This is a genomic window from Massilioclostridium coli, from assembly GCF_900095865.1.
Taxonomy (GTDB): Bacteria; Bacillota; Clostridia; order Oscillospirales; family Ruminococcaceae; genus Massilioclostridium; species Massilioclostridium facile.
This window is the reverse complement of the sequence record NZ_FMIZ01000005.1, coordinates 189,566-203,594: the sequence shown is the minus strand read 5'-3', so window position 1 is coordinate 203,594 and position 14,029 is coordinate 189,566. Positions and strand designations below refer to the sequence as shown.

Below are 14,029 nucleotides of genomic sequence, written 5' to 3'. Positions count from 1 at the left end.
TACAATTTAACATTAAAATTTATAAAAAGTTACTTTCTTTATTTTTGTATAAATATTCATATTATACATTTTATGAGTTTACCATACTCGATAGCATTTTGCAAGGTTAATCCATCAATTACGGTTAATTAAACGAAAAAAACAAAATAAAACCCAAAAAAACAATAAAAATGCCTATATTTTAAGGATGACTATTCTAGTTCCATTAAAATATAGGCATTAATTCATATGTATGATTAGTCTACTTTTTTTACCCAACCAAAGGTATCCTCGATTTTACCCCACTGGATGCCAGTTAATGTATCATACAGTTTTTGAGAAATAGGCCCAATTTGATTCTGATTAATTTCCATAACCAAATCGCCGTATTTTAACTCGCCAATTGGAGAGATAACAGCTGCGGTACCTGTACCCCACGCCTCTTCCAGTTTTCCATCTTTATATGCTTGTACCAATTCATCAATAGAAAGCATTCTTTCTTGAACATTCATGCCCCAGGATTTTAAAATGTCAACAACGGATTTTCTGGTAATACCGGATAAAATACTACCATCCAAAGCAGGGGTTACAATTTCATCCCCTAATTTAAAGAATACATTCATAGCGCCTACTTCTTCTACATATTTTCGTTCAACGCCATCCAGCCATAATACCTGGGAATATCCTTCTTCGGCCGCAACATCCTGTGCTTTCATAGAAGCAGCATAGTTGCCCGCTGTTTTCGCAAAACCTGTCCCACCGGTTACCGCTCGAACGTATTTGGTTTCCACATAAATTTTAACTGGAGCTAAGCCGGTTTCATAATAAGCGCCGGATGGTGACATAATAATTAAAAATTTAAAATGAGTAGAGCTATGCGCGCCCAAAGATGGCTCTGTACCAATGATAAACGGACGAATATATAAAGAGGCGCCTTCCTCTCTTGGAACCCATTCCTGGTCGATTTCTACTAATTTCATTAATGCATCCAGCAAAAACGCTTCATCAAATTTTGGGATACACATACGGTCATTGGAGACGTTCAAACGTTTAAAGTTTTCTTCTGGACGGAATAACTGAACACCACCTTCACTATTGCGGTATGCCTTCATCCCTTCAAATACTTCCTGGCCATAGTGCAAACACATACAAGCTGGGGAAACTTCAATCGGCCCAAAAGGGACAATGGCAGCATTATACCAGCCGTTTTCTGGACTATAATCCATAACAAACATATGGTCAGTAAAATACTTACCGAATCCTAAGTTTCCTTGTGGTTTTTCTTTTGGATTCTTCGTCAATTCAACCCTGAGATCCATCATAAAAGCCATCCTTCTTTCTTCTGTAAAAATATATAAAAGTAAAATAATAAAACAAATTTAAAATTTATATTTTTTATTATAACACAAGTTTTATGAGGATGCAATCATTTTCCCCTGGCAATTTCGACAAAATGCAATGAATCGACCAATGTATTTTTGCAGACCCAAATTAGCGCCTACAATTATCCCCCAATTCTATTTTCCAATCTTTTAATTGCTGGAGTGGAATTACGGTATTGCATTTCAGTTGCAATTTTAAATAAGTAACAGCCGCATAATCATTGCCTAATAAAAAGGATTTGTAAAAGCATTCAAAGGCATTCCGGTACTGTGGTAGGCTTTCATAACAAAGCCCTAAAGAAAAATAAATATCTTCCGCTTCGTTGATTCGAGTTACATGGTTCAAAGCTTCCCAGTATAAAGCGATTGCCTTTTGTTTATATTCTTCTTTTAAAACTCCTTCACAATGTACCCAGTTTTTCGAGTACCAGTTGGCAAGGCCAATAAGCCCTTTTGGATATTTTTGTTCAGCAGATGCTTTGTACCATCTATATTCCTGGTCATTATTTCCCTGGCAAGCATACCATAAACCAGCAGATGCTTGTGCTTCTGCATCCCCAGCGTTAGCAGCCCTTAAATACCATTGTAGCTCCTGCTCTGGATTTTCCCCAAAACCTCCATATTCCGTATATCCTAATGCGATGCTTTTCATCGCTTCTGTATCCCCTTGGTTTGCTAACTGCACTAATAGCTGAAATGCTTCTTGTGGCCGGGTAAACTGTATTGCCAGTGCGTACCGGTACATCGCTACAGGAACCCCTCTCATAGCGTCATTCCGATAAATTTGTTCCCTCGCCAGATTTATTTTTTCAAAAACAGCTTCTTCTGGCCCAATTTCCAGCATTTTTTGGATTTCCCTTTGCGCTGATTCTACACCATTTTCATAATCATACATCAAATGCAAAAATTCCTGCCAATCTGTGTTTGGCATTTGATAACTTCCTTCTACCATTGCCCAAAACCCCTTAATCTTTGATAAAATCCTTTTCTTCCAGTATATAATGATTTGATTTTGTTTGCAATAGCAAAACAATCTGCTTATTTAAAAATCGTGGCGAGTTCCGCCATCACTACCTAATTATTCAAAAATAGAAATGATTTTTTCAATCTTCCAAAAACATTCCCTATCCTCTAAAGTATCATCTTCAATCACCGATTTTATTTCAGCTAAAGTTTTGTAGCACTGCATTTCACAAATATCCTTGATATTGATACCATTTAAGTTTGGGAATATCACTTTAATGTCCTCTTTCTCTAAAATTCCTTTTAAAATATCAATGTAAAGCTTCATTCTATCGCCTCTATTAATTCGTTTTAAGGGTTATGCCCTTAAAAGTCAACCTCTTCCGATACTCTATTACATACTTGTATATGAGGTGATATCATGTTTGTACGGATACGAAATTTAAGGGAAGACCACGACCTTTCCCAAAAAGTAGTTGCGGAATATTTGCAGGTACATCAAACCACCTATTCTGATTATGAATTGGGAAATTTAAATATCCCTGCTGAATTATTAATGAAATTAGCCCTTTATTACCAAACTAGTACAGACTATTTACTGGGCTTAACAGATGAACAAAAACCCTATCCCAGGAGCAAAACGCTATAATAATTGGATATCATTTCAATAATTATTCACATACTTCAGTGCTAAACCACATTTGTTACGCATAGGATACACCATGAGGTGGTAACAATGGTAAAGAGATGGGCTGTCGTCGGATTGATTGGTATAATTGTAGTATTTTTAGTTGGTTGTATTGGCCGTACGGTAAACCAGGTAACAACCCCATTAAAAACAGATTTTTCATTAAAAACAACGATGTCCTATCAGGATTGGGAGACGGAAGGTATTCTATCAAAAACTGGCGGAACCTATCATATTATGTTAACCTCTCCAGAGTCGGTGGATGGAATGGAATTTATCTATGATGGTGATAAAGTAACGGTTTCTTATTTAGGGTTATCTGTTGATGTAACAAAAGATAGTACCTTATTAAATTCTGTTTCCAGTGGAATGATACAGGCGGTAAACCATGCCTTGTTAGGAGCCGATACTACCATAAAAGAAAAAGGGGAACAATATGTCATCCAAGGCAATACAGAAAATGGAGAATACAAATTGGTGGTAGAACAAAAAACAGGATTGCCTGTTTCCTTAGAATTAAAGGCAATGGATTTACAATGTACGTTTGAACCCATAGAGGATACAACTTCCCAATCTTTATTTTTATCCTCTGTTGCTTAATCCTATATCAAACTATAATAAGAGGTTTGTTCTTACTCCATCTTCCAAAAAAAGCTTGATCTATCATAATTGCTGATATGATCTCTACCTTCCATAAATTTTAGCTCTTTCCGATATCTTTCTGTGATAAAAATTCGGTTTCTCTAGGAACTCACAAATTTCCTTTATTCATTTCTGATTTTCAAAGTAATCATAAAAAACGGGCTAACAAATTGTTAGCCCGTTTTTCGCTAAGAAGCCTTCTTTTCTTGGTCCTGTTCCAGACTAAGTGCAGTAGACATCATATTTTCGGCAAAGATACCATATCCTTTGGTTGGATCATTGACAAAAACATGGGTCACTGCGCCCACTAATTTACCATCTTGTAAAATAGGGCTTCCACTCATACCTTGAACAATTCCTCCAGCTTTTTCCAATAGCGTTTTGTCAGTTACCCGAATTACCATATTCCTGGTTACTGACTTTTCGTTTAAATTTAGTTCTTCAATTTCAATTTCATATTCCTGTGGTGTTGTTCCATCCAAGGTAGATAAAATAGTCGCTTTCCCTGTGTGCACTTCCTGCTTTAACGCCAACGGGACTGATTCTCCCTGTGGCTGTTCATACATTTCTCCAAATACACCGCAATCTGTATTTAACAGAACGGACCCAATTGGAGAATTGGTGGTAAATGCACCAATTAATTCACCAGGTGTCCCAATTGTCCCTTTGTTGATTCCATTTATTGTGGCGGAAACCATTTCGCCATAGGAAATCGGCAATGTCATACCAGTATCCACATCGCAGACCGGATGTCCTAATCCGCCAAATAATTGGGTATTAGGGTCATAAAAAGTTACTGTGCCTATGCCGGCCGAGCTATCCCGTACCCATATTCCAGCTTTTGGATGTTTATCCACCCGGGAAATCACTGGCTGGATCGAAATCGTCTGGGATTCTGAACCTCTAGTATAAGTTACTGTAATTGCAGCACCATTACTTTGTTGTACCAGAGCCGAAATTTCTTTATTGGAAGAAACTGGTTGGCCGTTTACCGCTGTAATGACATCCCCAATTTTTAAACCTGCGTCTTTTGCTGGATTTTTCAATCCATCTTCACTGTCAATTGCGTTTAGCCCTACAACCATTACCCCTTGGGTTAACAATTTAATCCCAAACGGAGTACCGCCTGGAATTACCTCTGTTTGGTTTACCTCTGAGACCATCGTCTGCTTAATGGGGATAATTCCAAACAGATCTAATTGAACGGATTTACCAGAAGATTGGTTGGAAGACACCGTGCTAATGATTTGCTGAGGCTGGGACGAAGAGACCAAAGAATTAATCGTGAGCTGTTCTCCTTGGTGTACATAGTAATGGTCCGGTATGGTTGCCTGATAATAACCAGTTAATCCTAGTACCGAAAAAACCATTATCGCTGTCATACCTGCAAAAAAACGAATGATTTTTCTCATGAATGCTCCTTTGTTTGTAGATTGGCAAAATTGATTGCCGCAATTTCAAACGAAAAAAGGAGGCCGGGCATTTCGCCCAACATTACTATATGCGCAACCAATTGAAATACAAGCGTTATGATTTTCCAAACAAATAAAATAGCGAAAAGACGCTATTCTTTATTAATGGAAAAATTTTATAACACCTCTTTAATATACTAAATGTAATTATTTAAAAATACTTTTATTGAATTTAAAATTCAATATGTACGTAGAACTGATTTATATAAATTTTGCGGTTTGAAAATAGTATCTCTATAGCTTTAAACCAAAAGATAAGTTGAAAAATTTCTAAAGTTCATTCGCAATAATCTATATTCTCAGTGATTAGTGTAAAATATTAAATATTTTTCCAAATTAGATTGTATATATTCTATGTTGTGATGTCCTTCATATACATGGTTTTGTGATTCGATACCTTTTTCTTTTAATATTTTATGTAGATATTTACATCCTTCATAAAAACGGCCTTCATCATGATTGCCAGCATCAAGATATACTTTCAGCTCTTTTGTAATCATGTTATTTTTAGCGATTGTGATAGGGTCATATTTTTCCCACATTGCTCTATCCTGAAAATATGGTATATCTTCTGGTTCCAATGTTAATTCGATTGCTGGCATATGGCCGCCAACTTTACTGAACAATTCTTGGTGGCGGAATGAATTGTGCAATGCTGCATATCCGCCTGCGGAGATGCCACCAAGATACCTTCCATTTTTCGTTGGAATAGTATAGAATGTCTGGTCGATAAATGGGATTACCTCTTTAATAAAATAATCTTCATACCGTCCAACATTAATCATAATCCCACTATCTCCTGGACTTAAAATTTCTTTACAAGTAGGGGACGAATTGATTCCTCTGCTATTTTCAATTCTAGGGCAAACTATAATCAGAGGGGATATTTTATTTTGTTCAATTAGTTTATCTGCTATTTCATCGATTTTCAATTCAGTTAGAATTGTTTCATCACCGCTTCTTCCGTGTAGGAAATATAATACTGGCAAGGGATGCATGTTATCGTATTCTTTTGGTAAGTATACATTTATACCCATTGTTTTATTGAGTATTTTGCTGTAAAAGTTGATGTGTTTTACAGTGGATTTTTTCATTTTATTTCACTCCGTTTCTGTATTTATCATAATAGGTATCATTGGACAAATTTATCTATATAAAAATCCCACTTTATCGTAAATACAAGGTGGGATTTTTGATACTGTCAAACCTTCTATAAGTGTTTAGGTTTTATCTATTGGATCATCTTGATCTGACAGACCCGTATCTTTTTCAGATGAAGATACCTGCCGTATAAGGATATTTGGATGGTTAAGCTCATATTCCTGGTAAATTTCCGTACGGGTTGGCTGTAAAGAATCATTTTTCAGTTCTTCCAGATGTCCTTTAGGATTATAAGCAAATTCTTTTGGATTGCGTTTTTCTAGTTTTTTACACAATAGCAGGTACAATAGGAATAAAGCTACCCCAACAATGGTACCGATAAATCCAAGTTTTAGTCCAGGGGTAGAATAATGGAACTCAATTGTATTTTCCCCAGAGGCACATTTTACCGCCATAAAACCAACATTTACTTTCTCAATCTCAACGGGTTCTCCATTTACAGTGGCTGTCCATCCTTTATCATAAGGGACGGAGAAAAATACCAGATTTTCTTCCTTCAATGTAATGGTGGCGTCAAAACCGTTTCCACTGATTTCAAAGGTATCACAGGTATACCGTCGACGGTCCTCACAGATATCTGTGAGCTCCTCATCAGAAATATTGGTATCTCCAATATAGTGTTCCAATAAATCACTGTATTTTTGGATTTGTTCTTCATCTAATAGGATTGAATTTACCAATAGGCGGTCACGAGTATCTTCAAAAGAATCGTCAAACTGCTCTTGAGTAATATAAGAATCGTAAGTGAATCCCATGGGGATAAAGTTTTTATTTTCATAGATGTCAAAACCATTTTGGTTGTCATAGAGGACGCAGTTAGGAGGTAAATCTAGGTTGGTTTTTTTGTTGTCGGCATTATTTTCTGCGAAAATATATTTTACCGAGAGCAGTTCCCTTAACCCGTAATACTTTGGTTCTGGACGGGAAGCAACATCACGGTCTACTCCAACCGCTGGATAGAATTCCATAATGGATGCTGGTACAACGCTTTGGAATGCCTGTATAGTTGGCATCCTCCAATACATAGGCCAGTTATCCATTCCATCATAAACATCAATCCGGTAAAATTCACTGTCATCCAATTGAAATTCCGCGTTCAATCCACGGTCTACTACATTGCGGTAAACATAATCTACATTCTGCATTTTTCCCCAGGAAACCTGTACCACTCCATTTACTATAATAATGGCGCAAAGCGCTATCAAAGAAGAACGGTAAAGTCTTGTTTTGGATTTTCGGTATTTTTGTAGGATAAACGCTGCGATGACAATACAGAGGATTGCGATCAAAACATTAATCCAGAATATAGTTGGATATCCTGGCGCTGAAAAATAGGTGGTTTTTCCATCTTCTGTAGTAGGGATAATACCAATGACAGCAAATAGGCAGGTAATAATAAATGTCGTTTTAATACCAAAGCTAATATCCATTTTTTTATTTTCCAGTACAATGACGGTTGCAAGGGACATCATTAGCACCATCATGTAGAACCAGCGGGCATAATAGGAAGAGTTAAACGCAAAGAAAGCGCTGTTCAGGATTGGTACCAATGACATAATAACTAAAACAATAATCAATGTTTTTAGCCAATGTTTTCTTTTTTCCCTTAAAAACGTGAGGACACCCGCCATACTGAACAGTGGTAACCAAGCCGCAACTGAGCACCATTTGGCGTTGGAATCCGGAAAGAAGTTGGCGCGAGCTGGCATATCCGCAGGGAAGAACATACTTTGTAAAATCAATCCATAGCGCTGTGGATTATAATAAAACAGCATGTTAAACCCAGTTAACATATTATCTGTTCTGGGATTTCCCATCAAAGAACAGATACATGGTAGAAACAGGACAAGGGCGATTAAAACGCCAATAATGGATTCCGCTGCCAGTAAGCCGAATTTTTTCAGGTTTATGCGGAAATCTAAACATAAACAGCGCAAAAAGAAATACAGAACCAAAAAGGCAACTTGCCCCGCAAAGAAGAAATAGTTTGTAAATACATTCAATGCGACAGCCATAGCAAAAAGGCCTTTTCTGTTATTCATCACCAGTTCTTCCAAACCGATTAACAGTAATGGGAAAAATGCAATGACTTCATGAAAATGGTTAAAGAAAATATTGTAAATGGAAAAGCTGGAAAACGCGTACATCATGGCACCAATAATCGCCATATGCGGGGTTTTGGTAAACCTCCGGATAAACGCGTAGGATGTAGTAGCTGCAATAGAAAATTTTAAAATAAATAATGGTGCCATTAAATAGGGGACCCATGAGGATGGAAAGGGGATTGTCAGCCAAAAGAAAGGGCTACCCAGTAAATAAAACCCATAGGAACCTACAAAATTGGAGCCAAGGTCGGTGTACCAACTCCAACCTACTTCTCCAGAGCGAATTGCGTCATGGGCGTATTGATAAAATGGAATCTGCTGTACATTATAATCCCCATAAAAGATAAATAATCCTTTGTCACAAATGATAAAAGGCAGAAAAATAATAGTAGTTATCAAAGCAGCCAGCAAAAAAACTTTAATGCAGTTTTTTGACTCTGATCGGGTGGGGGAAAACCACCGCTGGACTTTTGTTAGCATGAAAAACCTCCTAATTAAAAAATAAAGTAAATAGATATTCTTGTTTTAATCATTTTTCTATCACAATCTTATGACATCCTTCTATTATGATTGGTGTACAATCCGTTTTTTCTATTTGTGTTGCTATAAAAATAAAAAACCTTACCGATGCTTTCCAGTGAAAATCCTGTAATTACCAAATTATTATACCATATTTGTTGTAAGATAGATACATAGATTTGTCTAAATTGAAATGCTTTTCTATTGTTTTTTTCGGGACATTTCCGAAAAATAAAGAAACAAGTTGAACAAACCAGGATACCATAGACTTTTTTGGAATAGTTTGCTATAATGATAAGATGTAATATCATGTCGAGAACGTTAAAACTATAAGATTTGATTGAGGTTATTACATGGGTAGATTTTTAAAGACCTTTGGATTGTATTTTATTGGAAATACAGCAAGCCGATTGATGTCGTTTTTGGTGATGCCTTTTATCACCCAACATGTAAGCAATGAAGATTCTGGCTATTTTGCAACAGTAGAGGCATTGGTCAATATTGTTGTTATTATGCTGTTTATCTCCGCTTGGTCCGGCATCCTCCGATATTTGTTGGATAAGGATTATGACAGCCGGAGGATGAAGCGTAAAGTCATTACCGCTGGTTATACTATTGAGATTATCTCACTTGTAATATTTACAGTTGGCTTTATTATAGTCAATTTCTTTGCGCCAATACGGGAAGCTGGTTTTGTTTATTTCTTTTGTGTTGCCTATATGCTGCATCAGAATGTTGCCTTTACGGTGCGTGGATTGGGGTACAACAAACTGTATGTTTGCTCCGGCATTTTAGGCAGTATCGTTTCCTTTTCTACTAACCTGATTTTAGTGTTAGTATTCCATTGGGGTTCTGCCGCACTGATTTTGGCAGCGGCACTTTCCTATTTTGTTCCAGCTTTATTTATGGAGTTCTTTGCGCGCACCTTGAAAAAAGTCCGTTTGCGCGATTTGGATTGGTCTGTCGTAAAAACAATGGCAAGATATTGTTTCCCCTATAGTTTGAACCAGGGCGCATATTGGATTACCAACCGTGCCAATACTCAGATTATTACGATTATGATGGGATTGGCAGCAACTGGTGTATTTTACTGGGCGAATAAATTTACATCTATTATACAATTGGTGGTAATGGTGTTCAATCTTGCTTGGCAGGAAATGACCTTCTCTATGAGCCATGATGCGGACAGAGCAAAAAAATATAACTTGATGTTGAAAAACTTTTTGCTATTTGTATCCTGTGGTTTGCTTTTCCTGGTACCAGTTACTAGGATTGTATTTCCCATCTTTGTTCGAAATGGTTCCCAGGCGGGGTTGGCGATTATCCCGTTAGCATATTTGGGAGCGTTTATGGATTCTCTTGCCAACTTCCTGGGTTCTGTGATGTGTGCGGAACAACGGATGAAATCTCAACTTACATCCACTGTAGTAGGTGCTATTATTACTGTAGTCGTGATGTTTGGGACGATTCCGATTATTGGGTTCCAAGCCGCACCTTTGGCCACTATCCTCTGCTTTTTAGCGGTTGTGATTATGCGTACAATCAACCTGCGGGATGTTGTAAAGTTAAACTATCAGATGGGTTATTTAGTCCACTATGGATTGATGTTTGCCCTTGCTTCGTTGGTTTTCTTTAAAGGTTCTATTTTAATGAATGTTATTTTTGCCGTAGTAGTTGCGGTTTATTGTATCATTGTATTACGTGGTATCATCAAAGATTTTGTAAAGATGATCTTGAAAAAAGTTCGTTCTTAAACTGGGAGGTGTAATTGAGTGAATCGCAAACTCAAATATATAATACGGCGCTGTGAAAATACCGTTTTATTTGCTATTAAGACAATTATGCTTGTCAGTTTATTTGTAGCTTTTTTTGGAGTATATTCTTATTTGATACCGGAATTACGTGTGTTTAACCGTACATCCATCATATCATATGGAACTTTTGTGGTAGCCATTCTGTTATTTATCCGTATTTATGGTGGATTTTCAGTTGGTGAGAAGAAAAGTAAAGAAATTGTCAACTCTATGCTGTTGGCAACTTTAATGGCAGATATCATTACCTTTCTGGAAATGTATATTATGGGATTGAGTACTACACAAATCCATAATTTTGCGGACAACCACTTGAATTTATCTGTTATTCCGCCTTTGCAGGATATTCCGATGAAATACTTCCTACAGTACTATTTTACCACCCGTGTATTGCCGGGATTGGGGTTATTGGTTATCGTATTTGTGCTACAGGTATTGTTGCTTTATATCTTTTCCTATTTTGGAAATTTTGTTTACTTCAAAATCAACCATCCTCAAAAATCTTTGATTGTATATCAGGATGAAAGTTTGCTGCCGACCGTGATTCCAAAAATCCAAAAGTATAAAAAACAGTGGAGGATTAACCGGCTGATCAAATACGATGATCCGGATATCAAAGGGGCACTGTTAGGGCATAGCACTATTTTCTTTTTAGATGTTCCCAAAAATGAACGCACCCGTCAGGTGGAATACTGTTATGCGCATAATAAGAATATCTATATATTGCCGGATGTTTCGGATATTATTTTAAATCATGCCAGCCATGTAGTAGTGGATGATACCGCTATGTTTGCTTCTACAAAACAAAGTATGAGTTTTGAGCAGATGATTATCAAGCGGATTTGCGATATTATTTTCGCTGTGATTATGATCCTCCTTAGCAGCCCGTTTATGATTATTTCCGCTTTGGCTATTAAAATTTATGACCGAGGTCCTGTCTTTTATAAACAAGCACGTTTGACCAAAGGCGGCAGAGAATTTAATGTACTTAAATTCCGTTCCATGATTGTAGATGCGGAGAAAAACACGGGTGCTATGTTATCGACTGAAAATGATGACCGCATCACTCCAGTAGGAAAAATATTGCGCCGATTCCGTTTAGATGAACTGCCACAGCTATTCAATATTCTAAAAGGAGATATGAGTGTTGTGGGGCCTCGTCCAGAACGTTTAGTAATTGCGAAAGAATATGAAAAAGAGCTGCCAGAGTTCCGGTACCGTTTGAAAGTAAAAGCCGGCTTAACTGGATTAGCTCAGATTATGAGTAAATACAATACAACGCCAAAAGATAAATTGGCGCTGGATTTGGAGTATATTGCCCAATATTCAATTTGGTTGGATATTAAGCTGATTTTACAAACCATGATAGTCTTTTTAAAGAAAGACAGCACAGAAGGCGTTACACAGCAGGATGATGATATCAATACTATTTTAGAGGAAATTGATAAGGGGGCAACCAAACCATCCGACAAACCAAAATAACTATTATCTATATGCTTATAAAGGTTGTACTCTCTATGAGATTCCCTTTTGTTTTGGTATTAACAGGTAAAACAATGTGATTTTAAAAGAATTATATTTAATCTGCAATTGTATTTGAACATAAAGATAGGTCATTCTTTGTTGTTCCAATATGATGATTTATCGATTTATATTCTCCTTTTTGGTGTTTTGTTGTTGTCAGATAGCAAACACACCAAAAAGGAATTTTTTATTATAAACCTTTCATGTTTCTCTTATCATAGAATATTTTGGATTTGTATCAAAAGCATTTTTTGTTGGCCTTTCGTAAAATTAGAGATTGTGCCATACAAAAATACGGTCAAAATCATTGGATAACAAATGGCATGGATAAAAACTTGGAAGAAAATAAAAAAGGTCTCACGAGAAATGCCAACAAATCACCACAGATTGATTATTTGATCGTTCGTAAACGCATAATTCCCCTTTTAATAAAGTTTTATTTATTTTAGATACTTTCATTCACAGTTTATTGCTCTAGTAACTGAAGTAAAAGCTATAGTTACGATCATCCCTAAAAGAGAAGAATGGAACAATCACCGTTATACCAGAAAAGATATTCCTTTGGTTAAGCTTGAATCTCACCCGCATAGCGGAGAGTTCCTCGCTAAAGCTACAATAAAAAAACAGGCATGGTAACTCACCATGCCTGTTTTTGCTATTTTGTATGCAATGCAGCAAAAAATTGTTCGTATGCGTCATCCCATCCGTCCGGTGTTTCTACTCCGCCACCATTGACGCTTTTCATCAGATTATCGTGATAATCTTGTCCCATAGCAAATAAATCGCCGATGTTAATGGGATACCCCAATTGTGTTGCCAGCTGACAAAAGGCATCCATTGGATCATCTGCCTGTTCCGTTTGCAGCAATTTCTGTTTTAATTCGGGATGGTGCAGAGCATCTTCTAACAGACGGCATAGTATTTCATCCATTTGTAGGCCTCCTTTACCCTTGCTTATCATTGATAACCGGACAATTGGAATTTTTCTGTTATTTTCTGGTGGTTTTTCAATATCCAACCGCAAATAGAGTCCGCCATCTATTTTTATGATTATCGATTCCAGGTATTATCCATTTTTTGCTGAAAATTTTTCCGGTTTTTGCGTACTTGGGCTTTTAATTTGAGGGTACGGATAAAATCCGGTCCAAAGAATAATAAATAGTTTAAGATTGCCATAATAATACTAATTTTTACTGGCCAAGGGTATACAATCAAAGAATACAGGAAAATTACAGCATCCGCAAATGCCAGGTATTTTACTTTGATTGGAATAAAAAAGAATAATAGCAATTTATGGTCTGGATACAGTGTGGCAAACGCAAAGAACAAAGAGAGATTTAAATAGGTAGCTGATATCGTTGACATGGATAAAACAGCCATAATATCGGAAATTCCTCCACCAACTGGAAGGAAATAAGAGATAAATCCTCCAATAATTGTGGCAACCATACCAGTTAAATAATAAACGGTAAACCGAAAACTACCCCATTCCCGTTCTAGGCTAACTCCAATAAAATAGTAAAAATATAGAGTAAACGCAATAAACACCAAAGAGGAATTAGGCGGAACAAAAACAAAGGTAATAATCCTCCAAATTTGCCCCTGCATAACCAGGGCAGGAGAAAAATAAAGGTATTGGCTAAAAGTAGTACCTGCCTTTAGAACAAAGAAAATATCAAAAATATATACCAATAAATTTCCAATGACAAGATACAACATAAGGTTTGGAATTCCAAACCTTCCAAACTTCCGTTCCATTTTATCTAATATTTTCATAAAGGTG

The 14,029-nt window shown here is 36.6% G+C and carries 12 protein-coding genes; 4 read left to right on the top strand and 8 right to left on the bottom strand.

Annotation, left to right across the window (positions count from 1 at the left end):
* Nucleotides 1-236: 236 nt before the first annotated feature.
* The 3 genes from BQ2683_RS01470 to BQ2683_RS01460 all read right to left on the bottom strand — a co-directional run bounded on the left by BQ2683_RS01470 (nt 237) and on the right by BQ2683_RS01460 (nt 2,652).
* A complete protein-coding gene (locus BQ2683_RS01470) occupies nt 237-1,298 on the bottom strand; it encodes a branched-chain amino acid aminotransferase (protein WP_069987141.1) in 1,062 nt (353 codons plus the stop codon).
* 172 nt (nt 1,299-1,470) lie between these two features.
* Nucleotides 1,471-2,292: a tetratricopeptide repeat protein gene (locus BQ2683_RS01465; RefSeq protein WP_141720161.1), complete on the bottom strand. Its 822-nt coding sequence runs from the start codon at nt 2,290-2,292 to the stop codon at nt 1,471-1,473.
* Between the two features lie 147 nt (nt 2,293-2,439).
* A complete protein-coding gene (locus tag BQ2683_RS01460) occupies nt 2,440-2,652 on the bottom strand; it encodes a hypothetical protein (protein WP_069986953.1) in 213 nt (70 codons plus the stop codon).
* 93 nt (nt 2,653-2,745) lie between these two features.
* On the opposite strand from BQ2683_RS01460, the gene BQ2683_RS01455 reads away from it, so the two are divergent.
* Nucleotides 2,746-2,973: a helix-turn-helix domain-containing protein gene (locus BQ2683_RS01455; RefSeq protein ID WP_069986952.1), complete on the top strand. Its 228-nt coding sequence runs from the start codon at nt 2,746-2,748 to the stop codon at nt 2,971-2,973.
* A gap of 87 nt (nt 2,974-3,060) precedes the next feature.
* Nucleotides 3,061-3,612 (top strand): hypothetical protein, encoded by a 552-nt coding sequence (locus BQ2683_RS01450; protein WP_069986951.1) that lies wholly within the window; start codon nt 3,061-3,063, stop codon nt 3,610-3,612.
* Between the two features lie 230 nt (nt 3,613-3,842).
* On the opposite strand, the gene spoIVB is transcribed toward BQ2683_RS01450, so the two are convergent.
* From spoIVB to BQ2683_RS01435, 3 genes are all read right to left on the bottom strand, one after another.
* A complete protein-coding gene (spoIVB, locus tag BQ2683_RS01445; protein ID WP_069986950.1) occupies nt 3,843-5,066 on the bottom strand; it encodes a SpoIVB peptidase in 1,224 nt (407 codons plus the stop codon).
* A gap of 359 nt (nt 5,067-5,425) precedes the next feature.
* Nucleotides 5,426-6,220, bottom strand: coding sequence for an alpha/beta hydrolase (locus BQ2683_RS01440; RefSeq protein WP_069986949.1), 795 nt, complete (start codon nt 6,218-6,220; stop codon nt 5,426-5,428).
* 126 nt (nt 6,221-6,346) lie between these two features.
* Nucleotides 6,347-8,872 carry a YfhO family protein gene (locus tag BQ2683_RS01435; protein ID WP_069986948.1) on the bottom strand — a complete coding sequence of 842 codons (2,526 nt, stop codon included), beginning with the start codon at nt 8,870-8,872 and terminating at the stop codon, nt 6,347-6,349.
* A gap of 392 nt (nt 8,873-9,264) precedes the next feature.
* Between BQ2683_RS01435 and BQ2683_RS01430 the strand changes: the two genes are divergently transcribed.
* Nucleotides 9,265-10,665: a lipopolysaccharide biosynthesis protein gene (locus BQ2683_RS01430; RefSeq protein WP_069986947.1), complete on the top strand. Its 1,401-nt coding sequence runs from the start codon at nt 9,265-9,267 to the stop codon at nt 10,663-10,665.
* Between the two features lie 18 nt (nt 10,666-10,683).
* On the top strand, nt 10,684-12,204 hold the full coding sequence (locus BQ2683_RS01425) for a sugar transferase (protein WP_069986946.1): 1,521 nt from the start codon (nt 10,684-10,686) through the stop codon (nt 12,202-12,204).
* 697 nt (nt 12,205-12,901) lie between these two features.
* On the opposite strand, the gene BQ2683_RS01420 is transcribed toward BQ2683_RS01425, so the two are convergent.
* Entirely contained in the window at nt 12,902-13,177 is a 276-nt protein-coding gene (locus BQ2683_RS01420; RefSeq protein WP_069987140.1) for a Nif11-like leader peptide family natural product precursor, read from the bottom strand.
* Between the two features lie 119 nt (nt 13,178-13,296).
* Nucleotides 13,297-14,022 carry a rhomboid family intramembrane serine protease gene (locus tag BQ2683_RS01415; protein ID WP_069986945.1) on the bottom strand — a complete coding sequence of 242 codons (726 nt, stop codon included), beginning with the start codon at nt 14,020-14,022 and terminating at the stop codon, nt 13,297-13,299.
* Nucleotides 14,023-14,029: the final 7 nt, after the last annotated feature.

Bases quoted from the DNA above. Each gene is read 5' to 3' on its own strand.
- BQ2683_RS01415 (WP_069986945.1), bottom strand. From the start codon at position 14,022: ATGAAAATATTAGATAAAATGGAACGGAAGTTTGGAAGGTTTGGAATT.
- BQ2683_RS01470 (WP_069987141.1), bottom strand. From the start codon at position 1,298: ATGGATCTCAGGGTTGAATTGACGAAGAATCCAAAAGAAAAACCACAA.
- BQ2683_RS01460 (WP_069986953.1), bottom strand. From the start codon at position 2,652: ATGAAGCTTTACATTGATATTTTAAAAGGAATTTTAGAGAAAGAGGAC.
- spoIVB (WP_069986950.1), bottom strand. From the start codon at position 5,066: ATGAGAAAAATCATTCGTTTTTTTGCAGGTATGACAGCGATAATGGTT.
- BQ2683_RS01430 (WP_069986947.1), top strand. From the start codon at position 9,265: ATGGGTAGATTTTTAAAGACCTTTGGATTGTATTTTATTGGAAATACA.
- BQ2683_RS01420 (WP_069987140.1), bottom strand. From the start codon at position 13,177: ATGGATGAAATACTATGCCGTCTGTTAGAAGATGCTCTGCACCATCCC.
- BQ2683_RS01465 (WP_141720161.1), bottom strand. From the start codon at position 2,292: ATGCCAAACACAGATTGGCAGGAATTTTTGCATTTGATGTATGATTAT.
- BQ2683_RS01435 (WP_069986948.1), bottom strand. From the start codon at position 8,872: ATGCTAACAAAAGTCCAGCGGTGGTTTTCCCCCACCCGATCAGAGTCA.
- BQ2683_RS01455 (WP_069986952.1), top strand. From the start codon at position 2,746: ATGTTTGTACGGATACGAAATTTAAGGGAAGACCACGACCTTTCCCAA.
- BQ2683_RS01440 (WP_069986949.1), bottom strand. From the start codon at position 6,220: ATGAAAAAATCCACTGTAAAACACATCAACTTTTACAGCAAAATACTC.
- BQ2683_RS01450 (WP_069986951.1), top strand. From the start codon at position 3,061: ATGGTAAAGAGATGGGCTGTCGTCGGATTGATTGGTATAATTGTAGTA.